The sequence below is a fragment of the Pseudoalteromonas sp. J2K-J031 genome, from assembly GCF_058197095.2.
The window spans coordinates 47,501-72,500 of the sequence record NZ_CM200279.1; the positions used below are offsets into that span (position 1 = coordinate 47,501).

General features: G+C 40.5%; 25 protein-coding genes and 2 rRNA genes (2 of these 27 cut by a window edge). 8 read left to right on the forward strand and 19 right to left on the reverse strand.

All coding sequences use genetic code 11. The annotated features are described in order from the left end of the window. Positions 1-706 (forward strand): 23S ribosomal RNA (locus tag AC3KZC_RS00210); it begins 2,181 nt to the left of the window's first position. 130 nt (positions 707-836) lie between these two features. Then, positions 837-951: ribosomal RNA gene (gene rrf, locus AC3KZC_RS00215) — 5S ribosomal RNA — on the forward strand. A gap of 165 nt (positions 952-1,116) precedes the next feature. Here rrf and AC3KZC_RS00220 read toward each other — a convergent pair. The 12 genes from AC3KZC_RS00220 to AC3KZC_RS00275 all read right to left on the reverse strand — a co-directional run bounded on the left by AC3KZC_RS00220 (position 1,117) and on the right by AC3KZC_RS00275 (position 12,373). Beyond that, positions 1,117-1,440 carry a hypothetical protein gene (locus AC3KZC_RS00220; protein WP_490580310.1) on the reverse strand — a complete coding sequence of 108 codons (324 nt, stop codon included), beginning with the start codon at positions 1,438-1,440 and terminating at the stop codon, positions 1,117-1,119. After that, positions 1,437-2,075, reverse strand: coding sequence for a hypothetical protein (locus AC3KZC_RS00225; RefSeq protein WP_490580309.1), 639 nt, complete (start codon positions 2,073-2,075; stop codon positions 1,437-1,439). Before AC3KZC_RS00225 ends, AC3KZC_RS00220 begins: the two co-directional genes overlap by 4 nt. 69 nt (positions 2,076-2,144) lie before the next feature. After that, positions 2,145-2,837, reverse strand: a complete 693-nt coding sequence (locus AC3KZC_RS00230; RefSeq protein WP_490580308.1) for a PspA/IM30 family protein — start codon at positions 2,835-2,837, stop codon at positions 2,145-2,147. 15 nt (positions 2,838-2,852) lie between these two features. Next, on the reverse strand, positions 2,853-3,266 hold the full coding sequence (locus tag AC3KZC_RS00235) for a YjfI family protein (RefSeq protein WP_490580307.1): 414 nt from the start codon (positions 3,264-3,266) through the stop codon (positions 2,853-2,855). Positions 3,267-3,346: 80 nt separating this feature from the next. Further along, on the reverse strand, positions 3,347-5,077 hold the full coding sequence (locus AC3KZC_RS00240; RefSeq protein WP_490580306.1) for a polyamine aminopropyltransferase: 1,731 nt from the start codon (positions 5,075-5,077) through the stop codon (positions 3,347-3,349). Positions 5,078-5,080: 3 nt separating this feature from the next. Continuing rightward, positions 5,081-5,980, reverse strand: coding sequence for a DUF350 domain-containing protein (locus AC3KZC_RS00245; RefSeq protein WP_490580305.1), 900 nt, complete (start codon positions 5,978-5,980; stop codon positions 5,081-5,083). Positions 5,981-6,003: 23 nt separating this feature from the next. Next, positions 6,004-6,969 (reverse strand): CHAD domain-containing protein, encoded by a 966-nt coding sequence (locus AC3KZC_RS00250; RefSeq protein ID WP_490580304.1) that lies wholly within the window; start codon positions 6,967-6,969, stop codon positions 6,004-6,006. Between the two features lie 198 nt (positions 6,970-7,167). After that, positions 7,168-8,370 (reverse strand): dipeptidase, encoded by a 1,203-nt coding sequence (locus AC3KZC_RS00255; RefSeq protein ID WP_490580303.1) that lies wholly within the window; start codon positions 8,368-8,370, stop codon positions 7,168-7,170. 75 nt (positions 8,371-8,445) lie between these two features. After that, positions 8,446-8,697: a YheU family protein gene (locus tag AC3KZC_RS00260; RefSeq protein ID WP_490580302.1), complete on the reverse strand. Its 252-nt coding sequence runs from the start codon at positions 8,695-8,697 to the stop codon at positions 8,446-8,448. Beyond that, on the reverse strand, positions 8,694-9,668 hold the full coding sequence (locus tag AC3KZC_RS00265) for a hydrolase (protein ID WP_490580301.1): 975 nt from the start codon (positions 9,666-9,668) through the stop codon (positions 8,694-8,696). Before AC3KZC_RS00265 ends, AC3KZC_RS00260 begins: the two co-directional genes overlap by 4 nt. Positions 9,669-9,978: 310 nt before the next feature. Further along, positions 9,979-10,473 carry a TIGR02444 family protein gene (locus AC3KZC_RS00270; RefSeq protein WP_490580300.1) on the reverse strand — a complete coding sequence of 165 codons (495 nt, stop codon included), beginning with the start codon at positions 10,471-10,473 and terminating at the stop codon, positions 9,979-9,981. After that, positions 10,457-12,373 (reverse strand): ATP-binding cassette domain-containing protein, encoded by a 1,917-nt coding sequence (locus tag AC3KZC_RS00275; RefSeq protein WP_490580299.1) that lies wholly within the window; start codon positions 12,371-12,373, stop codon positions 10,457-10,459. The genes AC3KZC_RS00270 and AC3KZC_RS00275 overlap by 17 nt, the downstream gene beginning before the upstream one ends. A gap of 159 nt (positions 12,374-12,532) precedes the next feature. Here AC3KZC_RS00275 and AC3KZC_RS00280 point away from each other — a divergent pair, with 159 nt between their 5' ends. Next, on the forward strand, positions 12,533-12,733 hold the full coding sequence (locus tag AC3KZC_RS00280) for a YheV family putative zinc ribbon protein (RefSeq protein WP_490580298.1): 201 nt from the start codon (positions 12,533-12,535) through the stop codon (positions 12,731-12,733). Between the two features lie 11 nt (positions 12,734-12,744). Here the strand turns inward: AC3KZC_RS00280 and AC3KZC_RS00285 are convergent, their stop codons facing one another. Together AC3KZC_RS00285 and AC3KZC_RS00290 are read right to left on the reverse strand one after the other, a co-directional pair. Next, a complete protein-coding gene (locus AC3KZC_RS00285) occupies positions 12,745-12,960 on the reverse strand; it encodes a SlyX family protein (RefSeq protein WP_490580297.1) in 216 nt (71 codons plus the stop codon). Further along, positions 12,960-13,946 (reverse strand): WD40 repeat domain-containing protein, encoded by a 987-nt coding sequence (locus AC3KZC_RS00290; protein WP_490580296.1) that lies wholly within the window; start codon positions 13,944-13,946, stop codon positions 12,960-12,962. Before AC3KZC_RS00290 ends, AC3KZC_RS00285 begins: the two co-directional genes overlap by 1 nt. A gap of 187 nt (positions 13,947-14,133) precedes the next feature. Here AC3KZC_RS00290 and fkpA point away from each other — a divergent pair, with 187 nt between their 5' ends. Next, complete coding sequence (fkpA, locus tag AC3KZC_RS00295) at positions 14,134-14,892, forward strand: FKBP-type peptidyl-prolyl cis-trans isomerase (protein ID WP_490580295.1); 759 nt, start codon at positions 14,134-14,136, stop codon at positions 14,890-14,892. 46 nt (positions 14,893-14,938) lie between these two features. Here fkpA and rsd read toward each other — a convergent pair whose 3' ends face one another. Then, on the reverse strand, positions 14,939-15,412 hold the full coding sequence (rsd, locus tag AC3KZC_RS00300) for a sigma D regulator (RefSeq protein ID WP_490580294.1): 474 nt from the start codon (positions 15,410-15,412) through the stop codon (positions 14,939-14,941). Between the two features lie 394 nt (positions 15,413-15,806). Here rsd and hemE point away from each other — a divergent pair, with 394 nt between their 5' ends. Further along, positions 15,807-16,871 (forward strand): uroporphyrinogen decarboxylase, encoded by a 1,065-nt coding sequence (gene hemE, locus AC3KZC_RS00305; RefSeq protein WP_490580293.1) that lies wholly within the window; start codon positions 15,807-15,809, stop codon positions 16,869-16,871. A 64-nt stretch (positions 16,872-16,935) separates the two neighbouring features. Here the strand turns inward: hemE and AC3KZC_RS00310 are convergent, their stop codons facing one another. From AC3KZC_RS00310 to AC3KZC_RS00320, 3 genes are all read right to left on the reverse strand, one after another. Continuing rightward, positions 16,936-18,318 carry a TonB family protein gene (locus AC3KZC_RS00310; RefSeq protein ID WP_490580292.1) on the reverse strand — a complete coding sequence of 461 codons (1,383 nt, stop codon included), beginning with the start codon at positions 18,316-18,318 and terminating at the stop codon, positions 16,936-16,938. A 128-nt stretch (positions 18,319-18,446) separates the two neighbouring features. Further along, the gene (sthA, locus tag AC3KZC_RS00315; RefSeq protein ID WP_490580291.1) at positions 18,447-19,880 is read right to left on the reverse strand and encodes a Si-specific NAD(P)(+) transhydrogenase; all 1,434 of its coding nucleotides are present in this window, start codon (positions 19,878-19,880) and stop codon (positions 18,447-18,449) included. A gap of 12 nt (positions 19,881-19,892) precedes the next feature. Then, positions 19,893-21,026, reverse strand: a complete 1,134-nt coding sequence (locus AC3KZC_RS00320; RefSeq protein ID WP_490580311.1) for an acyl-CoA desaturase — start codon at positions 21,024-21,026, stop codon at positions 19,893-19,895. Positions 21,027-21,166: 140 nt separating this feature from the next. Here AC3KZC_RS00320 and fabR point away from each other — a divergent pair, with 140 nt between their 5' ends. Then, positions 21,167-21,784, forward strand: coding sequence for an HTH-type transcriptional repressor FabR (fabR, locus tag AC3KZC_RS00325; protein WP_490580290.1), 618 nt, complete (start codon positions 21,167-21,169; stop codon positions 21,782-21,784). A gap of 13 nt (positions 21,785-21,797) precedes the next feature. Here fabR and trmA read toward each other — a convergent pair whose 3' ends face one another. Beyond that, a complete protein-coding gene (gene trmA / locus AC3KZC_RS00330; RefSeq protein ID WP_490580289.1) occupies positions 21,798-22,895 on the reverse strand; it encodes a tRNA (uridine(54)-C5)-methyltransferase TrmA in 1,098 nt (365 codons plus the stop codon). A 192-nt stretch (positions 22,896-23,087) separates the two neighbouring features. On the opposite strand from trmA, the gene AC3KZC_RS00335 reads away from it, so the two are divergent. Beyond that, entirely contained in the window at positions 23,088-24,224 is a 1,137-nt protein-coding gene (locus AC3KZC_RS00335) for a DUF5610 domain-containing protein (RefSeq protein ID WP_490580288.1), read from the forward strand. 66 nt (positions 24,225-24,290) lie between these two features. Beyond that, a protein-coding gene (gene murI, locus AC3KZC_RS00340) for a glutamate racemase (protein ID WP_490580287.1) crosses the window boundary here: on the forward strand, positions 24,291-25,000 show its 5' portion. The gene runs 91 nt beyond the window's last position; only the first 710 of its 801 coding nucleotides appear in the window; it begins with the start codon at positions 24,291-24,293; the stop codon falls past the right edge of the window.

Sequence of the window (25,000 nt, forward strand, 5' to 3'; positions counted from 1 at the left end):
ACGTAGGTCCCTAATCGGGATTGCGGACAGTGCCTGGTGGGTAGTTTGACTGGGGCGGTCTCCTCCTAAAGAGTAACGGAGGAGCACGAAGGTTTGCTAAGTACGGTCGGACATCGTACGGTTAGTGTAATGGTAGAAGCAAGCTTAACTGCGAGACGGACAAGTCGAGCAGGTACGAAAGTAGGTCATAGTGATCCGGTGGTTCTGAATGGAAGGGCCATCGCTCAACGGATAAAAGGTACTCCGGGGATAACAGGCTGATACCGCCCAAGAGTTCATATCGACGGCGGTGTTTGGCACCTCGATGTCGGCTCATCACATCCTGGGGCTGAAGTCGGTCCCAAGGGTATGGCTGTTCGCCATTTAAAGTGGTACGCGAGCTGGGTTTAGAACGTCGTGAGACAGTTCGGTCCCTATCTGCCGTGGGCGTTTGAGAATTGAGAGGGGTTGCTCCTAGTACGAGAGGACCGGAGTGAACGAACCGCTGGTGTTCGGGTTGTCATGCCAATGGCACTGCCCGGTAGCTACGTTCGGAATCGATAAGCGCTGAAAGCATCTAAGCGCGAAGCGAGCCTCGAGATGAGTTCTCACTAGAGCTATAAGCTCTCTGAAGGGCCGTTGGAGACTACAACGTTGATAGGTTGGGTGTGGAAGCGCTGTGAGGCGTTAAGCTAACCAATACTAATTACCCGTGAGGCTTAACCATACAACGCCAAAGTGGTTTGTATGAAGCACTGATGAATAGCAAGAAGTTAGATAGCACTGAAGTAGACGAATTGAATATCAGCCTTCCGAATTTTAGTTAATTGCGAGAGTGATTAACGAACCAAATTTTGCTTGGTGACAATAGCGTTTTGGACCCACCTGATCCCATTCCGAACTCAGTAGTGAAACGAAACAGCGCCGATGGTAGTGTGGGGTTACCCATGTGAGAGTAGGACATCGCCAGGCTCCTAATAAGAGAAACCCGTTGTAGCAATGCAGCGGGTTTTTTGCTATGTGCGTTTTAAATTGTCCATTTTAAATCGCCAACTTTGAATTTTTATTGAAAAAAATCAGACAGGATGAGGCCAATTTTTAATTAGCCTCATCTTTTAGTTGTTTAACGCATTCTAATTATTGTTTAATGTTTTTTGTATGGTTGATTAGTAAGTCCGCAACTTGCTGCTTAACGGCTCGCTTATCTTCAGGGTCGACATTAAAGCGCTGTGCGAGTTGTATTATTTCATCATCACTGAGATTAAATGATAATCGCTGTCGTGTTTTTTTTGATTTTACATCGAGTTTGAGTATTTTTCTGATCATATCAGAAGGGGTTAACTCTTCATCAATGGCTTGTTTTTTTATTGTTTTTTGAACTTCGCTGCTCAAATCAAATGCCATTTGCGTCGCTCTTACAGCTTGCTCTTGTCGCTGCCATTTAGCGAGCTTATCAGTCATGCTGCATCACCAGGAAAAAGCTCTACGATATCACTAATCGGTCTTGTGAGAGTTAATGAAACTTCGGTGTCACCGCCTTCCCAGATTTCAATGTTGATACTGTGGCTTTCATCATCGGACGCTAAATGAATGATTTCACACGTTTCACCACCTTGCTCTTGGTAACGAGGTAAGCCTTGATTACGATAATCTTGGTTATGAAAATAGCACACATACGGTGCTTCAGTTTGTTGATAACTCGGAGCTAGAAAGCGCTCAAAAGCATCAGGTGTATTTTTCGTTTTGATATGGGTGAGTGCATTTTCATCAAAAATGCGTGCGAACTCATCAAGTGTAAAAATGTTATCGACATCATCGCGCTGAATTTTAACCGAAAAGTTGGCATATTCTTCGCCGTCATCGCACTCAATTTGTAAAAAAACGATTTTTCCTGATTCACTCTCTAATACAAATTCATATTCGGCGCTGTGCTGATACTGATAGGTTTGGACATCAGTCACTTTTAGAGTTTGCCCTTTAAGCCATTGTGGGTAGGCAAATGAGTCTATAAGAGTGAGCATGTCACCAATTTTGAGCTGACTTGGGTGGTTGAGTTGGCGTACGGCAGTTTTTTTTGATTTAAAGAAACCAAACATGGATCACCTCTTTAACAATAAAAGGAAAGCAAAAAGGAGGCTTAGCCTCCTTTTTAGTTGTTAAGCATTTTAGTTTGCTTGTTTTGCTTTAATGCGTGCAAGAATATCGCTGCTTTTTTGGTTTTGCTCACCAATACCTGCTTGCGCTAGTTTTGCTTTTAAATCGTCGCCATTAGTCGCTGACTCAAGTTGTTTAGCAGCACCAAGTTGATCTTGGCGGTCTTGCTGGCGTTGCTTAATGCGCTCTAATGATTGGCGGGCATTGGTCATTGACGATGCATTGGTATTAAGAGTGCTATTAACGGCCATAGTGGCTTTTTGTACGCTTTCAGTGGTTTTAACCATAGTAAGTTGGCGCTGATTTTCTTTAATTGATTTTTCCGCATCTTTTACTTGTTGTTTTAGAGCAACAATGTGATTACTAAATCCAGCAAGCACTTGTTCATGTTCAGCTTTTTCTGTTTCAAAATCACCAATTTTTTCAGCAATTTCTAACGCTAAAGCTTCGTTACCTTTTTCTAATGCTTGGCCTGCATATTCTTCATGCTCTGCAATGCTGTCATTTAATGCACTGATTTTGCGCTTAGTCTGCATTTCCTTAGCCATGACTTCTGTTAAGCTAATTTTTGCTTTATGAAGCGCGTTTTGGGCGTCGGCAATTTCTTGTTCAAAAATACGGATACCATTGGCATCTACAATTGCTTCACCTACTTCTCTTGCGCCACCACGAACTGCAGTAAATAGTTTTTTTAAAATACTCATAATCTTGCTCCAAAATTATTCATTTAAATAGGTTGAGACAGCATCAAGTGCATCGATCGCATTGTCTGCGAGGGTGACTAATTCATGGGTGATCTCATCAAATGATGAGGTAACAGCCAAAGCACCAAAAATAGCATATTGATGATCGATTTTTGCGAATGCACTTAAAGGGATCGGTACGTTTAACCTTAATAGCGCTTCGTTAAGTTCGTGGCGAAGTTCGGTTTTTACTTCGCTTTCATCAAATAAGTAACTAATACAAAGTAATTGCTCTTGTGTCTGCGTGACAAAAATGGGTAATTCATCATTTCCATCTACGATTACTTGCAATACTTCTTGCTCACCTTGGTTGGTGATCAAGAATGATTCAAAGTTGGCGCCCTCAGTTTCGAAAGACGCAAGCTTGATTGATAATTCGTTTAATTCCATTTTCTTTACCTTATTCACTTTGACATAGTATGTCTGGGTTAAGATTTGCACATGTGACATATTATGTCAACAGGGCCATGTTAATTTTTATACAGTTCAGATTCTGTTTGCCAAGCTTGGCGATAATAATCATACAAAACGCCAGTGCCTAACCGATTGACTTCAATCTCTTTATTGTTAATAAAGAAGTTGCTGGGAAAGGCAAAAGCCGCTTGTAAATATTTTTGATTTAACCAGTTTGTTGCTACTGGAAATTGATCAATTTGAGCAATTCGCTCACTGGCTGGTTGGCCACTACGTGTTGCTATGGTCCAGCCCCATTGGCCAAAAGAAGGAATATTCTGCTGGTATTGTTCAACATGGGTAAACCCTGCTTGTTGCACGGTTTTAGCTATGCTGATAAAGGCTTTTTTTGCGTGGTAAGGCGATGTAGATTGAATGACCAAGGCGCCGTCTGGTGCAAGTAACTGTCTGACATGATTATAAAAATAATCGCTGTAGAGCTTGTTTAAGTCAGGGTGATTGGGGTCGGGTAAATCAATAATAATGGTATCGTATACAAATCCTTGATCTAGCATACGTTCAACTTCTAAAAAAGCATCTGCAACAATGACCTGTGCTCTGGGGTCGTTGAGTGCATTGTGATTTAATGCAGTGAGCTTTTTTTTGAGAGATTGGGGCGCAGCATATGATTGATCGCTCAAGCCAAAGAGTGATAAAAGCTGGCCATCTAAATCAACTAAAGTCGCTTGTTTAACAGGCCATTTTAGAACATCGCGTAAAGCAAGCCCGTCGCCACCACCAATGATGAGTACTTTTTCATGGCGGTTTGAAGCCAACATAGCAGGGTAGACCAGCATGGTGTGATAGATTTGCTCATCAGCACTTGAAAATTGTAAGCGGCCGTTGAGGAATAAATCGTTTATAGGTGCTGTCTGAGTGCGGCTTAAGCGCTCTGTTATGACTATGTGTTGGTATTTAGTTGATTCGGAATAAATCACTTTGTCTTTATAAAGTACATTGCTCAGGTCTTTCATCCACGTTGAGGCATAGACTAAAAAGAGGGTGAGCAGTGCGAGTAATAATAAGTGGCATGCCAGTAATAATTTAGCCCATTTAACGTGTTGGTGGTAGCGCCATAAAAAGATAAGACCTGCAATGATATTAAACAGAGCTGTCCACGCTGCTGCTTGCATAATAGGGAGCGTAAGCATGAACATAACCCAAATTGCTGCACCTACCCCCGCACCAATGTAATCAGCACCATAAATCGTGCCCGCATTGTTTTCTAAAAACTTTCCATAGACTTGCTGGCGGATCCGCGCAATCAAGGGAATTTCCATACCAATTAAAATACCGAGTAGTAAACCAAAAATATAAGGTAGAAAGCGGGCAAACTTTTGAAATTGGTCAAAAATGGCACCATCAAGAACCGCATCTGCTGGTAGGTTATATAAACTTGCGAAGGTGTGCGGTAGGGTATAACTCAGCGCAATAATGCTGGCGATAATTAAAATACTACTCATGCCTAAAAAAGCGATTAAACTTTCAAGCCAGGCAAATGCAGTGAAGGGGTCTTTAAACCAGCGCGCAAGAAAAGCGCCGATACCCATCGCCACGATCATGGTACCAATCATGGCGTATATGGCGCTTTCAACGGACCCTAAAATACGCCCCGCGTAATGAGAAAGTAAGTATTCATAAATCAAGCCACAGCCGGCTAAAATAGCCATGACACTGATTAAAAGGATGTCGTGGCCGAGTAAAGAATATTTACTCGGCGAAGGGGTTGAAGCAGGTGGATTTTTCAACGCTTAAGCACCCAACAATGTGGCCATTGTGATACCAATTGCAAACGAGATTGCGGCAGAAATGGTGGCAACCCCAATATTTTTTTGGCGATTCACTTCATCCGAAATATCTTTGCCTGCCAAAATAATTTTAATCATGATCAGGTGTAATAGAATGAATGCCACTAAGCTTGCAATGGCACAGACGGCCCAATAGATTAGGCTTGCGTTGATATTATCAGGCATGTACGGTGCGATGCCTGTTGCAGCGGTTAAAGCAAGTGCACTGCCAATTAAAAAACCTGCATAACGAATACCCACAGCTATGTTGTTATCTAATATAGCTTGTTGTAAACAATCGCCATTACGGTTGGTGCGTTTGTAGAGCTGGACTCGATATTGGCTGATCAACAACATACAAATATTACCAATGATAAAGGCTGCAATCACTATCGGCAGGCCATGCCACCCTTCGGTTAAGACCCAAATTAATGCAGATCGAATCACGATAGCGACACTAATCACATGGCCAAAATCAACCAATGCAGCAGTGATATTCCCTTTGATGATTTCATCGTGCAGCGACACTTTTTTAAGGGCGACTTTATCTTGAAAAAAGTGGCCAAGTTTAATGAGGAAGATGCCAATTAAGCCATAGCCCAGCATTTGTGTGCCTTCTTGCAAGAATGAATCAGCGAATGCTCCAGAGCTAATGCCCGTTATAGCAATTGCCAGGCCAGCTAAGCCAGCAGCAAAGCTAAGGCCAAAAGCAAAGTTATCTTTTTCGGTAATCTCATCATTGGCATGCAGGTTTGAGACCCAGCCTTTAATGAATTTTAGGCTGACAAATAAGCCAATGATAATTATAAAATCAAGCGTTAAAGCTTGAATTGACCAAGCGGTTAATCCGTTAAATTGGTACATGTTTTAACTCCCAAACTAATTCTTTATTTGCCTCGGCTAACGCCGCGTGAGGTTCTACTTGAGCTATTGCGCACAGAGCCGGTGTTTGATTTTGTTGGGCTACTGGCTTTGGAATAACTGCTACGGGAAGTTGCAGTCGTGCTCGGTGGTGTATAGCTGCTTCGGCTTAGTCCTGATGCACCATTCTTTGTTTTTGCATAGGGGCTGGTAAACTGTTTGCCTTGGCTTTGATACGATTGGCGAGTGCGGTTTTCAACCGTTGTCTGCTGCTTATACTGGTTGTAACTAGAATAACGTTTACGGCCATAATCATTGTAATAACTGTATTTTCTGCGCTTACTCCAACTACCGTATTCTACAGCACCCACTACATCACCCAGCATGCGGTACATGCCATACCATTGCCAAAAGCTAATGCCTTCAGAATTGGTTTGCCATTGGCCATAATTAGCATTTCCCACTAATTGATTCCCTAAGGTTGCATTGCCAGCGTTGGCCGCTTCTTCTGCTTCTTTGCTAATGGCGCCAATGCGAGCTAAATCACCGCCCGACATATCGGCCAAAACATTGATAGGGTCGGTTAGTGCATCGGCAAAAAGGCTTAATGTCGCTGCTTCTTTGAGTAATGAGGCTTGAGCAATGAGCTCTTCGCTCGTCATCGCAGGGTCAGCGTTTTGTAAATCAGTAAGGCGTTTTTGAAGGTTTTGGTATAACGGACCATTCTTCGTGGCATCTTGAGCAACGAGTTGTGCAATTTCACTCATCTGTGGGTTTTTTTGGCTAAGGACTTTACTGTATTGCGTCAGTAAATTTGCGTTGCGGATGACTTTATTGTCAAGGGCATCGCCTAGGGTGTTTATTTCTTGGGAGGCTTGTTCAAGCGTGTATTTGATTGTTTGCTGGGTACGCTCTTCTTTGGATTCACAACCCAACATTAAGCTAAACAAACAAAACAGACTGATAAGTTTCCAAGCTTTAAAATCGGACATTCATTGTCACCTAATCTGCTGCTGTTAATAATTCGTTATTCAGTTTTACATAGCTTATGGTGATAACCAAGATCTCTGTCACTAAAATTGTATCTTTTTGTGAGGTTGAATCTAAATTTTCACTATAGCTAACGTATTGAGACAAATACCCAAACCAATAAGGTTATTGCAGTGTGGGCACGTATTAACTAATAGAAGTTAATGGTTTTTAGCGTATTGCTCAACGTATTGCCATACCCGTAGCACATTACCACTGAGAATTTTTGTAATATCGGTTTCGCTGTAACCGCGGTCGAGCAACCCCTGAACTAGGTTGGGATAACTAGCCACATCTTTTAAGCCAATTGGTAAAGAGTCACCTACGCCATCGTAATCAGAACCTATGCCCACGTGTTCGATGCCAATTAGTTTTACCACGTGGTCAATATGGTCAAGCACTTGAGCAAGGGTTGCAAAGGGGTAAGGGTTTTTAGCTACATACGCTTTGCGGAAATCTTTTACTATCGGGCTTTGTTCGCCATTTTGTTCTGCAAGCTCTTTGCGCTTTGCTTTAAATTGGTCACCCCATGCGCCTGCGGAGGCAATTACGAAGCTCGACCCAAAGTTAATTTGAATTACCCCACCGTTCTTTTTCAGGGCAAGTAACATGTTGTCATCCATATTACGTTCAAAGCCTGGCGTGTATTTTCGTAATGAGGAGTGTGACGCGATCACTGGGGTTTTTGATAACGCCATCACTTGATAAAACGCATCGTCAGAAATGTGTGAAACATCAATCATCATACCGATATTATTCATTTCCTTGATAAGTTCTTTACCAAATGGGCTTAAGCCTTGCCATTGACGACGTAAATCGTAAGACGAGTCAGAGATATGGTTGCTTTGCGAATGGGCTAGGGTGATGTAGCGTACACCGCGCTGATAAAAGTGTTTGAGGTTTTCAAGCTTACCTTCAATTGGCGAACCATTTTCCATGCCCATTGGGAGTGACATTTTGCCTGCGGCGAAGTGATCTTTTATATCTTGTACTGAGTCGGCAATAGCAAATTTATCAGGAGCGCGGCCAACAATGGCTTCAACATAGTCGATAAGCTTATTCGCTAGCTCGTATGAGCCACCGGTTTTTTCAAGCCCTGCAGGAATATAAATCGACATAAATGGAGCGTTTAATCCGCCTTGAATAGCGCGCGGGTAATCAAAGTCACCGCCTGCAGCTTGGCTCACGTCTTCCCATTTATGCTCAAGGCGATAAGGTACGTCGATATGGGTATCGACTAAAATGGTGTGCTGGGTTAATTCGATTGCGCGTTTTGAGGCAGGGTTAAATGAATTATCTGCGTTTTGTTGCGCTAAAGCGGTGCAGCTTAATGTGAGTAAGGAGAGTCCTGTAATGAGTTTCATGGTTTTTTCTTATGTTTATAGTGAAAAAACCATTGTCTGAGCTTAAGGCTGTGCTGACAAGTTAAATGTTAATAATTAGTAAAACTCGTCACTGGGTTCTTCTTTTGGCTGTGCGGCAAATGTCCGAGCCGTCATAATGTTTACGCTCTCGTGTAGCTCAGAATAAGCAATAACCACTTCACCGGATTTAAGCTGACGTCTAATTTGTGCGATTTTATCGTCCATGGTGCATTCTTGCTCACCGTAGTCGGTCCCTTCACGTAAAATAAAATCTTTGATCAGGTTTTCTAGAGTTTCTGGGGCTAAGGCATCAAACGGAATGATCATGATAAATATCGCTTAAAAAAGGCTGGGATTTGTTGTTCTAACCAGAATACGGGTTTGAATGGGTTACGGCCACTGATAAAACCAACATGGCCTCCTTTATTGGAGACTTGCAATTCGACATGTGGGCTTACATCGTGATGCATAGGGATGGCTTGAGTTGATAGCATGGGGTCATCGGCTGCGTGAACAATTAAAGTGGGTGTGCTGATATGCTGTAAAAAAGGTTTGGCACTGGCTTGCTGATAGTAATCTTCGGCATGTTTAAAGCCATGTAACGGCGCAGTCACTCGGTCATCAAATTCGAACAAATCATTTATTTTTGTAAGTTGTTCTGCATTTATATTCAAGAGTGAGGCGATTTTAGGGAGTTTGCGTTTGGTTGATTTTTTTAATCGGCCAAGTAAGTAATGCTGATAAATTTTACCGCCACTTTTACGAATTACTTGGCAAGATGATGCTAAATCGAACGGTGCAGACACTACAGCGGCTGCTTTTAGTAAACTGTTTTGTTTAAATTCGCCTAAATATTTTGCTAATACATTTCCACCAAGCGAAAAGCCAACCGCAAATAACTCTTTACTTGGAAAGCGAGCGGCAAGTGTTTCGAATAAAAAACGGGCATCGGACGTTTCACCGCTATGATAGGCTCGTGGCTGTAAATTGGCTTGTGTAGAGCAGTTGCGAAAATGCATTAAAACAACATCAAGCCCTTGCTTTTGTAGAGCTTTCATCATGCCTTTGGCATAAAAACTATCAATACTGCCTTCAAGGCCATGAAATACAACGGCCAGAGGCTTGGTATTATTTTGAGCTGCAGGAATTGTCCAGGCGAGTTCTAAAAAGTCGTCATCAGGTGTCAATAAGGTTTCAAATTGCACATTCAGCGCTAATTTCGGGCGAAAAAAACGCGGTAATATTGTTTGTGCATGCTTATTGCTCATCCACCAAGCGGGTTTAAAGCTGCCGTCCATAATCCTAGAGTGATGTTGTCTATGTGAAAGGGCAGTGTATCAGAAAAAAATAAAGCACCAAACTAAGCGAGCTTAATTTGATGCTTTAGCGCGTCGTGCTTAACTCGTTACTCAGGCACTTCTGCCTCATTAATCTTTTTAATGAAATACACTACGTAAAAAATACAAAGTGAGATAACGACACCTAGAAATCCAAATGAAAAAAACAACACTGGGTCGCTAAAAAAATCTCTAAAAAATACGTTCATGGTGTCTCTCCTATTTCTTCAATGGGTTAAAGATAAGGCAGTAATGACAAGCCTGATGTGATTTAGATCAAGTTTTGCTCCGCGCTTTTTTTAAGCCGTAAGAGAGTTTGATTTAGATCAGTTTTTGCGCATTGTAAGTCTTTATCAATGTATAAACTGAGGTTGTCGGGCGTGGAGGTTTCGCCTAATTGGCAGTGGTTGAGCGTCTGAATGAGTAGCTGTTGTTCTTGTTGTTCAAACTGTAATTCGGTTGCTAATAATTGTGTGCGCATTGCCTGATAATGAGGGAGGTTGCTGTACTGCTTTAATTGGACTCTGAGAGTTCGCAGTGGTTGGGTAAATGAGTGATTAAATGGCGTGAGCGCATTGATTAGCAGAGTTAAGTGAGCCGAACTAAGTTGTAAGTGCTGTTGGTTTAAATAAAGCAGCAATAAGCATACATTTACATTTTTTTTATGATGATTTTGCCAGTACAACAAGGTCTCGGCGACCTTGTTGTCACTGTAAAAATGCAATGAAAATTGCCAAAAGGCTTCACTGTTAATCGAGTTGAGCATTAAATTCGTTTTCGTGTTGTTCAAGCTCTTCTAACAGCTCAAGCAATTGCTCTTCTAAATCATTTTGCTCTGGCACTAGTTTTGCCTGTTTAGCGAGTAATTCCGTCAGCGTTGCTTTGTTTTGTGCATCGTACAGTGAATTATCGGCAAGGGCATTTTCAACTTCTTTGAGCTGTGCCGTTACTTTGTCGAGTTTGGTTTCGAGCTGCGTGATTTTCTTTTTCAGCGGTTGAACGGCTTGACGAAATTCAGCTTCGCGACGCTTTTGATCTTTGCGATTGACGGCGCTGTGGGTTTTATCGCCTTTATCCTCAACAACATTGTCTGCTTTGTTTGCCGCCAGTAACCATTGGTAATAGGCATCAAGATCATAACCAAACGGGGTTACTTGGCCTTGATCAACTAAATAGTATTCATCGGCTGTGTTTTTAAGCATGTGGCGATCATGCGACACGGTAACCATAGCGCCTTCAAAGCCTTGCAATGCCATGACAAGTGCATGGCGCATTTCAAGGTCTAAATGGTTAGTTGGTTCATCAAGTAATAATAGGTTGGGCTTTTGATATACCAGCATGGCCAATACCAAGCGCGCTTTTTCGCCACCCGAAAACGGAGCTACGGGTTCAAGGGCTTTATCTCCAAAAAAGGCAAACCCTCCTAAGAAATCACGAATTTTTTGTTCAGGTGCTTGCGGATCTAAACGCTGTATATGTAAAAGCGCACTGGCTGATAAATCAAGAGACTCTAATTGATGCTGTGCAAAGTAGCCGATATTGAGCCCTTTATGCTGAAACACTTCGCCACTTTGTGGTGTAAGTTCACCTGCAAGGAGCTTTATTAAGGTTGATTTACCGGCGCCGTTACGACCAAGCAGCGCAATACGGCTACCTGGGACTAAGTTAAACTTAATCGAATCTAAAATAGTGACATCGCCATAACCTGCTTTGGCTTGATCGAGCGTCATCAATGGATTAGGTAATGCCAACGGCTCTGCAAATTCAAAATCGAATGGTGAATCAACATGTGCGGGGGCGAGTTTTTCCATGCGCTCTAGTGCTTTTACGCGACTTTGAGCTTGTTTGGCTTTACTGGCTTTAGCTTTAAAGCGAGCAATAAATTTTTCAAGGTGAGCTATTTGGTCTTGCTGCTTTTCGAAACTGGCTTGTTGCTGAGACAGGCGCTCTGCTTTTTGGCGTTCAAACTGTGAGTAATGACCTTTGTAAATATTGATTTTTTGATTTTCAATGTGCCAAATTTCATCAACTACAGCATCAAGAAACTCTCGGTCATGAGAAATAAGCACTAAAGTGCCTGTATATACATTCAAAAAGCGCTCTAACCAATAAACGGCGTCTAAATCAAGGTGGTTAGTTGGTTCATCGAGGAGGAGCAAATCAGATTCAAAAATCAGCGCTTGGGCTAAGTTTAGGCGCATGCGCCAGCCACCTGAAAAAGAACTCACGGGTAAGCTGATTTGTTCATTATTAAAGCCTAAACCATGCAGTAACTCACCGGCTTTTGATTCAATTGAATAACCATTAATCGCTTCAAGTTGTAAATGTACTTTTGCTTGTACCTCACCATCGTGACTAAGTTCTGCCCGTTGTAATTGTACGCGTAATTCATAGTAGGCTTTATGGCCTTGTAATACGTATTCTAATGCAGAAATGCTGAGTGCGGGTGTTTCTTGTTTTACAGAGGAGATTGTCCAGTCTTTTGGCACTGAGCAATTACCACTATCGAGATGTAATTCTCCTTTTAATAAGGCAAACAGCGATGACTTACCGCAACCATTTGCGCCAACCAAACCTACTTTATGGTTTGGAAATAAGGTTGCATTGGCATCTTTGAGTAGGGCTTTACCACCACGTAATAGTTCAAGCTGGCTTATTTGGATCATGATTACATCAATTGGGAAAAATTGCCGTTAGTATATCAAGCTCATTTATAAAATGGTTAGCCTTATGGCTAAATTATCGCACTGAGCGGTAATAAGCGTTGTGAGCAAGATTGAAAGGGCGTTAAAATACGATTAATACAGTATATAAGTGATGACAACATGAAACACAAAAAACGTTTTATAGCTGGTGCGAGCTGTCCAGAATGCAAAACAATGGATACCATGATGCTCTATAAAGAACTGAATGTGGAAAAAGTAGAATGTATTGCATGTGGTCATAAAATGACGCAACCAGAAGGTGCAGTACAGGCTTCAACACGCCAATTTGAGCAAGTCATAGGCGTGTTTAAACCTGAGTAGCACATAAACCTTTAATAATGTGGAGGAGGTGGCTCTACTATTTCTTCGCCAAAAGACGAGCTGTTTTGTACTTCTTTGAGTTTGTCGGCTAGTAACTGAGTTTGGCGCTGCATCGTCGCAATTAATAACTGATGCTGACGCATTTCTTCATTTAAAATTTCAATAGTTTCGTCTTGAAAGGCTACTTTTGCTTCTAACTCATAGATACGATGTTCTAAATCACTCATTACTTATACTCAATTTGCCAAATTTCTGCTAAACCACTGGAGCTTTCACTGATGATTGTTTTGTCATCTGGATGAAAGGCGACATCATACACCACCGCAGATTGAGGTCGAGATTCTTTTCTGGGGGTGACATACCAGGTTTGCAGCTCATGACCGGTTTTAATATCCCATAAAGCAATTTTTCGCGTTGGTGAGCCTGTGAGTAATAACGTACCAGCGGTATTAAAACGGGCCGCGCTAAAAATCTGCTGGCGGCTAGTAAATTGAAGATTCGAAATCATCTCGCCACTTTGTAAATCCCATACTCGCGCTTGTTGTTGGCTATCGGCGGTAAAGGCAAATCGACCTTGGGGATCTAGCTGGACTTGCGTGACTCTACTTGGGTGATTAAATCGATGGATAACTTGTGCTGTGCGGGTATCCCACAAATACGCGACATAATCATTAGAACCAGTCAGAGCATAAAAGCCGTTGGGGGATAAATCGACGGCATTAATTTTTTCTTGATGACCAATAAATTCAATTCGTCTACCTGTTTGCATATCAATATGCACTACCACGCCGTTACTTTTGCCATAGAGCACATAGCGACCCTGATCACTGACGGCAATATCTCGAATAGCGGAGTCTTTTATTTTCCAAAAGCCGATATTGCCACCTGTAGCAATATCCCAAAGGGCAAAGTTTTCTTTGTCGGCGCTAATGGCAACGCTTTTATCAAAACTGATATCCGTGCTAAGCACTAAATTATCTTCGGCTTGCTGGTGGCTCCATTGATACTTTAAACCGTTTTTATTCAGATCCCATAAAGCCAGCCCGTGAGAAACTGATGAGACTAAACTTAAGCTGCCATCATCAGATAAACTGGCAGTATAAGCACCTGACACAGCATGCTCAGTCGCATTACTTGGCAATTTATTAGTGTTATCACAAGCGCTTAGCGTCATGGCTAAAAATAAGCAAAAAATAGTGTGCTTTATCGTCATTTTAAGAGTCTTTTTCCTTAACTCTTGCACTGCAAGAGGTTAGACTAAGGGGCGTTTTTGGCCCTAGGATGCTTCCATAACTATTTTATTACAAATCAGTTATGTAATCAGCCTAACACGTTGCCCGTTGTTTTTAATTAAATTAAGTATAGAAAATTGGCTACCAAATGGTATGTCGGAGACAATAATGAAAAAAACACTAAAATTATCTTTGATCGCAGCGTCTGTCCTCGCTTTAACAGCCTGTAATCAAGAAGCAAAACAAGAAACAGTTGCAGAAGTAAAGTTAGATACTGTAGCGCAACAGCAAGCTTACGGCATTGGTGCGTCAGTTGGTGGTTTCTTGCAAAAAGATTTGGCGGATAAAAAAGCGCTAGGTTTTGAGTTAGACCAAGCGTTGTTAGTTAAAGGTTTCCAAGATGCGCTTGCTGGTTCAGCAAAAATCGAAGAAGACAAAATTCGTGAAGTTTTAACTCAGCTTGATACAGATGTGCGTACTAAACAAGAAGAAAAAGCTAAGTTAGATGCTGAAGAAAATAAAGCAAAAGGTTTAGCTTTCTTAACTGAAAATGGTAAGCGTGAAGGTGTGACGACTACTGAGTCAGGTTTACAGTACGAAGTATTAGCGCAAGGCGATGGTACAAAGCCAACAGAAACTGATGTGGTTGTTGTTCATTACAAAGGTACTTTAATTGATGGTACTGAATTTGATAGTTCTTACAAGCGTAATGAGCCAGTTAACTTTCCTTTAAACCGTGTTATCAAAGGTTGGACTGAAGGCGTTCAGTTAATGAATGTTGGATCTAAGTTTAAGTTTGCTATCCCTTCAGAACTTGCATACGGCGAGCGTGCTTTAGGTAACATTCCAGCACATTCGACGTTGATTTTTGAAGTTGAGCTATTAGAAATAGAACAGCCTGAAACTGCTGAAGTTGCTGGCGAATAAATATTCGAAAGTAACACAAATAAAAAACGGGATTTAATCCCGTTTTTTATTTGTCTAAATGATTTGAGTATAAGTTATCAATTAATTCATCTTCATATTCAAAGCGCTGCTCCAATACTTCTCCAAGCTCAGATAAGTCTTTATCAAAACTTTCAAGTAGGTTGTCATCGGCAAATTCAGCATATTGATCATTAAAATTAAGCGCTAAATCGGTTGAGCTTGCAATTTTGGGGTAAAGCGCTTTCGCTAATGCTAAACTTTGAGGTCCTTTTTCTTGGCAAGCCTTTACGATGTCATCGTAAATTTCAAAGTGACCAGCAGATAAGTAATCAACAAGAATTTCACAAAAACTCATAATAGCTGCTTTAGCTGGCAATGCTTGGTCATTTCTTTCGTATGGAGGTAATCCCGCTAGTTTGCAATACTGAACTAACAAATCTTGGCGTTCCTCTAACCATGAATCAATAACAGAGTGCGAACCACCCCATGATTCTTGGGCTTTTTCTAGTCTAGTAAGCATATTTTGTCTCCCTTGCAAACCTAACGTTTCTACTATAACAATGAAATATGAACAAAAGATCAACTGATTTTTTACATAAAAAAAATATAAAATTTAAGCTGTTGAAATATATTGTTTTTATTTTTTGTTATCTGGGCCGAGATTTGAAGTGCTTGAAATTAAAGCAAGAAAAAACCACCCGAAGGTGGTTTCAATTCATTTGCTGACTTGTTTAAACAAGTTCTTATTATTTTTATTCACTAGCGCCTGTATTTTATAACAATTTATTCACTTGGTTGCAACTGTTTATTTCGGTGTTTTTCTAATTGTTTGATCTTGCACATGGAGGCGCGGCAATCTAAATGATACAATTAGACGATAAATAGGTTCAATCCTTCAGCTGAATGAGAATTTTATGAGCGAATTAAAAAACGATCGTTATTTACGTGCTTTATTAAAGCAACCTGTCGATGCTACTCCGGTATGGATGATGAGACAAGCGGGGCGCTATTTACCTGAATACCGTGCATTACGTGCAGAAGCAGGTGATTTTATGAGTTTATGTAAAAACGCAGAGCTTGCTTGTGAAGTGACTCTTCAGCCATTACGCCGTTTTCCACTCGATGCTGCAATTTTATTTAGTGATATTTTAACTATTCCAGATGCAATGGGTTTAGGTTTGTATTTTGAAACAGGCGAAGGTCCAAAGTTTGAACGTCCTATTATGGATATGCGTGATGTAGTCAACTTACCTATTCCAGATCCTGAGCAGGAACTAGGCTATGTAATGAATGCTGTGCGTACCATTCGCCGAGAGCTTAAAGGTGAAGTGCCTTTAATTGGTTTTTCGGGGTCACCTTGGACATTAGCAACTTATATGATTGAGGGTAGTAGCAGTAAAACATTTGGTAAAATTAAAAAAATGGCGTTTGCTGAGCCTGAAATTTTACACATGTTATTAGACAAGTTAGCTGATTCAGTCATTTTATATTTAAACGCACAAATTAAAGCTGGTGCGCAATCGGTGATGATTTTTGATACTTGGGGTGGAATTCTAACGCCTCGTGATTATCGTGAGTTTTCTCTTGGTTATATGCACAAAATTGTCGATGGATTAATTCGTGAATATGATGGTCGCAAAGTACCTGTCACCTTATTTACTAAAAACGGCGGTATGTGGTTAGAAGCAATGGCTGCAACAGGCTGTGATGCTTTAGGGCTCGATTGGACGATTGATATTGCTGATGCTAAAGCGCGAGTGGGCGATAAAGTGGCGTTACAAGGTAATATGGATCCAGCTATGTTACATGCAAGCCCAGAACGCATCAGACAAGAAGTACAGAAAATTCTAGATGGTTTTGGTCAAGGTAGCGGTCATGTCTTTAATTTAGGTCATGGTATTACTCCTGATGTAGATCCTGAAAACGCAGGTGCATTTATTAATTCAGTCCATGAATTAAGTCGTTTATATCATTTGTAAGATTATGATGTAACATTAAAAAAGGAGCCTAGGCTCCTTTTTTAATGTTTTATATACAAACTGATTAGTAAGTCAGTCTTGCGCCATTTGCCATCATGGCTGCAGCGCCGCCTTCAATAAGGTTTAGGTAACTACGTGTCGGCCAATTGCGGTTTTGCGCTTCTTCAAAAGCTTGTTGTAATAACTCTTCACCTTGTTCAACGCGACCAAGCTCAGTATATGAAGCACCTAATACTGATAATAAAACTGGATTTGTAGGGTCGAGTGAGCGAGCTAACTCAGCATATTTAATCGCCGATTGAATATCGCGGATCTCTGGATTATCAGAAAAAGCCAAGAGCCGTGCGTACTCCGTCATTGCCGGAAGGTATTGGTTATGAGTCGCTTCTTTTAAAATCTTTACTGCACGTTTTGGATTAAAATGTACGCTTTGATAATCAAGTAGTGTTTTTGCTAATTGAAATTGAGCGCGGTAATTATCACTTTGACTTGCTTTTTCTAGCCAATTAAAGGCCTTATCTTCATTAGGTTGGCAACCTTCACCATTCTCAAAGCAATGCACTAAACGAAGTTGGGCATCATTGTTACCATTGAGTGCGGCTTTATAATACCAATCGACGTACTCATCAGTGGGGCTTTCAATAATGTTGTGCTCAAGCATCATTGCATAGCGTACTTGGGCGTAGTTATTACCTGAATCTGCTAGCTCTTTTAATTTTTGAGTATATTCATCGAGTTGTTTTTCATATTTTCGATGATTTGAGTTGCTGCTACTTTTAACTTTGAAGGTGTAAAGTAAGTCGTTTACGCGATCAGGATCGCCATTTCTTTTAACTGCGGGTTTAAAAGTCCATTGAGAAATCGCTTCAATTACAGCTTCATCAATAACATTTTTTGGAAATGAGGCCAGAATACGAGCATCTTCAACTTGACCGCTTTCGTTAACATTATATGCAACAGTAGCCCAAGCGCTTTGGATTGACGCTGTACCTTTTGAATAATCAGGTTCAACTTGAGTAAGCAATTTGGCTCGCTCTGGGTAAAAGTTGGTTTTTTTCAAAACCGGAGCAAAGTCAGCATCATGCTGTTTTTTACCGTAAAGGTTTGAAAGCTCTTTATAACGGTCTTTGCCTTCTTTTCGTGATGTGATGGTTTCTCTTAATATTTTATATTTATCAGAAGCTTGAGGGTGTTCGAAATCTTTTGCGACAAGGTACCACGCATAAGCGGTAGTTAAGTCTTGGGTAACACCAAGACCTTGTTCATATAAGGATGCTAATTGAAATTGTGCTTCGACATGCCCAGTTTGAGCTAATTTTGTTAACTCAGTGGCAGCTTCACCATAATTCTTTTCTTTTAAATGCCTTTTTGCAGAGTCGAAATCAGCAAAAACAGATGTAGAACATATCGACAGAGCGGAAATTAAACCCAGTGCAGCATATTTCATCTTGTAGCAGCCTTTTATTATTATTTTAGTGAATTTAGTTTACAAGAATTTTACAAGGAAACAATAGAAGATATAAAAAAAGGGCACAAAAAAAGCCCTTTTTATTAATGTGTTGACCTAATGAATTGTTATTTTATGAGGCGATTAAGCCCATTTAGGGCTGCAACACGATAGGCTTCAGCCATTGTTGGGTAATTGAACGTTGTATTAATAAAATATTCAACATTATTACCGCCGTTGCGTTGCTCCATAATAGCTTGTCCGATATGGATGATTTCAGAGGCACGCTCTCCGAAGCAATGGATCCCTAATATTTCTTTTGTTTCGATATGAAACAGAATTTTTAAGCTGCCAACTTCTGTACCTGCAATTTGAGCGCGGGCTAAATGTTTGAATTGAGCCCTGCCAACTTCATAAGGAATTTTAGCGGCTGTCAGTTCTTGCTCATTTTTACCGACCGAGCTTATCTCAGGAATAGTATATATACCCACTGGGATATCAGAGATAATTCGCTCAGGGCAGTGGCCATGTAAAATAGCGGTTGCAGCAATACGACCTTGATCAAATGCAGCGCTTGCTAAGCTTGGATAGCCAATGACATCACCAACGGCATAAATATTGGTAATTTGGGTACGATAGTTATCATCAACTTTGAGTAAACCACGGCCATCAGCTTCAAGCCCTACTGCTGCTAAATTTAGTTTGTCGGTATTGCCAGTACGACCATTGGCAAACAGAACGCAATCAGCGAGCATTTTTTTGCCTGATTCCATATGGAAAATAATCCCATCAGGGCGGCTTTCTACTTTGGCAAGTTCTTCGTTATGGCGAATAACGATACCGCTGTTCCAAAAGTGATAACTTAAGGCGTCTGAGACTTCGGCATCGGTAAAGGCTAATAGTCGGTCTCGTGTATTTACTAAATCAACTTTCGCTCCTAATCCTCTGAAGATAGATGCGTATTCACACCCAATAACACCCGCTCCATAAATAATGATATGACGAGGGTCATGGGTTAACTTTAAAATTGTGTCGCTGTCGTAAATGCGCTCATCATTGAAATCAACTTTTGGTGGGTGATAAGGTCGAGAGCCTGTGGCAATAACAATTGTTTGTGCAGTCATGTGCTCAAATGTACCATCAGGTTGAGTGATTTTGATGGTGTGCTTATCGACAAAAGAGGCTTCACCATGAAAGATGTCAATGCGATTTCGATCGTAGAAGCTGGTACGTAAATTAACCTGTTTAGAAATCACATTACCGGCATGATTCAAAATATCAGGGAAAGTGAGCTTGCTGCGCTGCTCTTTAAGATTGAATAATGGGTTCGAGTTATATTCAATGAGTCGACTGACTGAGTGCCGTAGTGCTTTTGAAGGAATTGTTCCCCAATGAGCACAACCACCTCCTACAGACGGTTGCTTCTCGATTACCGCGACTCTTTTTTTGCTTTTAGCTAAGTTCATGGCAGTGCCTTCACCGCCAGGGCCTGTACCAATGATTATCGCGTCATATTGATAGTCTATTTTTGGTGATTGTTTTGCTTCTTTTGATTTAGCCACACCGTTTCCTCTTTAGCTGTAACGTGCTCTGAGCAGTTGGGCATTTAATTCAAGCCACGATTGCTTTTGTTTTTGCCAAGCCAATTCAAATTCACGATATTGATTCATGATTGCTGACTTTTCACATTGTTTGAGCATGGTATTCTTTTTAGCGTCAAGCAATTGTTTTTTAAGTTTACAGTAACTTTGCAGCTTTTTGAGTAAAACATCATACTCTTGCTGTAACAATTCAATTTTTGCTTGTCCTAACTGAGTTTGTTTTAAAGTTCGCGCCGTTTTATTGAGTAATGTATCCGCTTTCGCTTTTTCAATTCGCTCAATAGGTGTTGTCTTTAGCTTACTTGTTAAGCCAATGTACGATAGAGATTTTATCATCCATTTAGTCGGATCGTAATGCCACCATCGGATACCATTGCGGTAGTCACTGGCAAAGATATGATGGTAATTGTGGTAGCCTTCACCATAAGTAAATAATGCAAGTAAGCCGTTATCACGCGCAGTATTGCTTTCTGTGTAAGGGCGAGAGCCCCAAATATGAGCAATAGAATTAATAAAAAAGGTAAAATGTTGGCTCAAAACCAATCTGAGAACACCTGCAAGAATAAGCATACCCCATACGTCACCAAAAAGAATACCAAGGGTAAGAGGAATGCCTACATTGGTTAAGATAGTTAAAAGTAGGTAATGGCGGTGTTGCCACATAACGATCTTATTTTTTTGTAAGTCGCGACAATTATTATAATTTGAATAATTATCGCCTTGATAATCTCGTAACATCCAGCCTATATGGCTATACCAAAACCCATTGGTTGCAGCGTATGGGTCTTTTATTGGGTCATCAACTTGACCATGGTGAATTCGGTGATCAGAGCTCCAGTGTAGTGCGCTGTTTTGAATTGCAAAGGCGCCGCCTAGTGCAAAAATAACTTCAATTACAGGATGTGCCTCATAGGTTTTGTGAGCCCATAACCTGTGATAACCCGCGGTAATCGATAATCCGGCAAAAAACATACAGCCTACAAATGCGCCCCAATTTGCAGTGCTAAAGCCGTAATTTACGCCATACCAAGGCACTAAAATAAGTGCAGCGCAAAAAGTCAGGGTAAAAAATAAAACGTTTGTCCAAATAATAGGTGGTTTTTTCATCATAATAATCTCAGCGTACAACTGTACGCTAAAATAGAGGTTCAGCGTCATTCAGTCAAGTTGCAAATGGTATTACAGTTGGTAATTTGATCCGTAAGTAAATATGATAAACTCGTTTTTATCAATGAAGAGGGCACAGAATGTCAGGCGTTCGAGCAAAACAAAAAGAGAAAACTAGGCAAGCATTAATTGAGGCTGCATTTAATCAGTTAAGTGCGGAGCACAGTTTTTCCAATTTAAGTTTAAGAGAAGTTGCTCGAGAAGCGGGGATTGCTCCAACGTCGTTTTATCGCCATTTTAAAGATATGAATGAACTGGGCTTAACCCTGGTTGATGAAGCGGGATTAACGCTCAGGCAATTAATGCGTCAAGCTCGCAGTCGAATAGAGTGTGGCGGCAGTATCATTACGATTTCCATTTACACGTTTATGGAATTTATTGAAGATTCGAGCAATCAGTTTCGCTTACTTTTACGTGAGCGCTCAGGCACTTCTAAAGCGTTTCGAGCCGCTGTTGCGCGCGAAATAAAGCACTTTATTTTAGAGTTAGCTCATTATTTAGAAATTGAGACACACTGCGATGTCAAATTAGCTTATATCCAAGCTGAAGCTATGGTGACGTTAGTATTTAATGCTGGTGCTGAGGCACTTGATTTAGATAAACAGCATCGGGTTGAGCTGGTGGAGCGCCTTATTTGGCAATTGCGTTATATTGCAAAAGGCGCTTCGATGTATAACAAGGACAAAAAAAGCAGCTAAGGCTGCTTTTAATTTATTTTCGGGTTAAAAAGACCCCTGACTCGATGTGATGGGTATATGGAAACTGATCAAAAATAGCAAAACGTTCAACATTATGAGTTTGCGTTAAGGCTTCTAAGTCCCGCTCTAGTGTTTGCGGATTACATGATATATAAATGATGTTGTCGTAGTTTTGTACTAGACGAGTTGTGCCCTCGTCTAAACCGGCACGCGGTGGGTCGACTAAAATACTCTGGCAATTGTAGCTTTTTAAATCAATGCCTTTGAGGCGAGAAAATTCTTTTTCACCTTTCATTGCTTCGGTAAATTCTTCACTCGACATTCTAATGATATCAAGATTAGTAATTTTGTTTTCAGCAATGTTAAATTGCGCAGATGCTACCGATGATTTTGATATTTCAGTTGCAAGTACGCGATTAAATGCCGGTGCTAATGCAATTGAAAAATTACCATTCCCGCAATAAAGTTCGAGCAAATCATTTGAAAGGTTTTGGCTGATATCGAGTGCCCACTCAAGCATTTTCTGATTTACTTTCGCATTCGGCTGAGTAAAGCTATTTTCTACTTGCTGATAAACTAGTTCCTTACCAGCTACGGTGAGTTTTTCAACGACATATTCTTTACCTAAAGCAATTTTTTGTTTGCGGGCGCGGCCAATAAAGTCGATGTTAAATTCGCTGGATAATGTACTTTTGAGTTCATTGATTGCGCTTAACCATTCATCATCGAGCGCTTTATGGTACAACATGCTAACAAGTACTTCGCCGCTGAGAGTTGATAAATAATCTATTTGGAATAGCTTTCTACGTAATATTTCTTTTGTTTTAAGCTCGGCAATGAGTCGTGGCATTAAAGTAAAAATAATTGGCGCAGCAGGGTCGAATTGCTCAACTCGAATTTTTTCTTTGCTTTGCTGATCAAACATGATGTGGAATAAATCGTCACCATCATGCCAAACACGAAACTCAGCGCGTTGACGATAATGCTTTTCTTCAGATGCGAATACTTCAAGGTCGTTCACCCCAAAACGAGCAAATTGAGCTGCAATTGTTTGTTTTTTATCATTGAGCTGTTGTTCATAAAGTGCGGGATTAATTGTGATGACTGCCATCGGTCTGTCTCTGTTTTATTTCGTCGCGCTATTTTATGGAGCAAGGATGATTTGTCTAGTACTATTACCATTCAATCCTAAGCATCTGAGCGCGGTTTTTGAATTGTTATCGTACAAAAAACACTCACAAACTGCTTAAGTTATATTTAGTTTAGCCGATAATAATTCTATAAAGCGTATAGGAGAAAGATCATGAAAATTGGTCTGCCAGGGTTTCAGCCTGCTACTTTGTATAATAACTTTTTGAAAACACAAGTTAAACAGAGTGATAGCTCGGCATTGCCACAAAAGAATTATCAAAGTGATGTCAATGGCATTGCAGCCAAAGTCATGCAAACAAAATTAGCTGACGCACTTTCAATGCCTGAAAATAAAAAAGCGAAAAATGAATCACTTTTTGATTTTGAGGAAGTAGCTAAAAATGTTTTAGGGTTTGTTAAGGGCGCGGTGCTTAAAGCTAAAAATGAAGGTGCTGATGAATCTAAATTACGTAGTATGCTAGATGAAGCAAAAAAGGGAATTTCCATTGGTATTGAAGATGCTAAAAGTGAGCTAGAAGATGCAGGTTTTTTAACTGATGATATTAAAGAAGGGATCAACAAAAGTGATGCTTTAATGTCTGAGGGTCTAGATAAGTTTGCTCAAGAGCTTTTTAAAACCCCAAAACAAGATATTTATAGTAATTACCGTCAAGCGAGCCAATATAGTTTAACTAACGGAGCTCAATTGAGTATCAAAACACTCGATGGTGATGAAATTAAAATCACGTTTAATAGCGAATATGCCCAAGCAGATCAATTAACCTTAAGCGCTGATGATAGAGGTAAGCGTATGGCTATGGAGTCTGTATCTGCATTTAGTTATGGTTTTTCATTAGAAATTAATGGTGAAATCGATGAGCAAGAGCAGCAGGCTGTTAATGCTTTAATGGAAGACTTGCAAGGCGTGAGTGATTTGTTCTTTAGTGGCGATTTAGACCAAGCATTTAATAAAGCCACCGAGCTTTCAATGGATCCATCGCAGCTAGCTGGTTTTTCAATGAACCTGCAGCAAACAGAAATGATGAGCAGTGTTAAAGAGTATCAGCGAAATATCCCAGGTAGCAATGTGGCCGAACAATTAAAACCGCTCAATGAGGGGTTAGGCCAAGCTTTTACACAAGCAAAATCTTTGAAGATTGATGCTCAATTGGCAGGTTTAATTGAGTGGCTTAATCAAGATAAAGATTCAAAACAACTCAATACCTTGCTTGAGTACAGTAAAGTGATATTTGAGCAATACTCTTTATTAGAGCAAGAAGCAGGCAAATCAGATAAAGCTTCGAAGTAATAGCTTCTATATAGTTCAAGGTAAAAATGTGGCAGACTAATTAGTAGTTGTTTAGGAGTATTTAGTTTGCAACCTCATATTGTTATTTTTGACTCTGGCATTGGTGGTACAACAGTGCTGGAGCATATTAAAATCCTTTATCCTTTCGCGAAGTATTCATATTTAATGGATAACCTGTTCATGCCTTATGGTAATTTAACGATAGAAGTATTGCAGCAGCGCTTACTCGCTAAGTTGAAAACCGTTGAAGCCAAGTTTGAAAAAATAGACATTATCGTAATCGCATGCAATACCGCTAGTACTCAAACGTTAGAATTGTTGCGCAGATACACTGAGATTCCTATTGTGGGTGTTGTTCCTGCTATAAAACCGGCTTGTTTAAAAAGCGTTACGGGTTCTGTAGGGCTATTGGCAACACCCGGTACAATTAAAAATGTATACACACACAGTTTAATCAATGCACATTCAAATGATGTAAAGGTACATTTATATGGTTCTACCCGCCTAGTAAATTTAGCGGAAACAAAATTCTGGACGGGTGCAATACAGATTGACGATGTTGCTGAAGAATTGGCTCGGCTTAAGATTGATTTGAAAATCGATCACCTAATATTAGGTTGTACTCATTTCCCATTCTTACAGAATGAGTTGTCTCAATTATTGCCCCCATCAATAACACTTGTTGATTCAGGTGCAGCAATTGCAAACCGTGTTAGGTTTTTACTTTCTCAAAGTGAGTCATTAAAAAGTAATGAAGAAAGTACAGGTATAAAAAA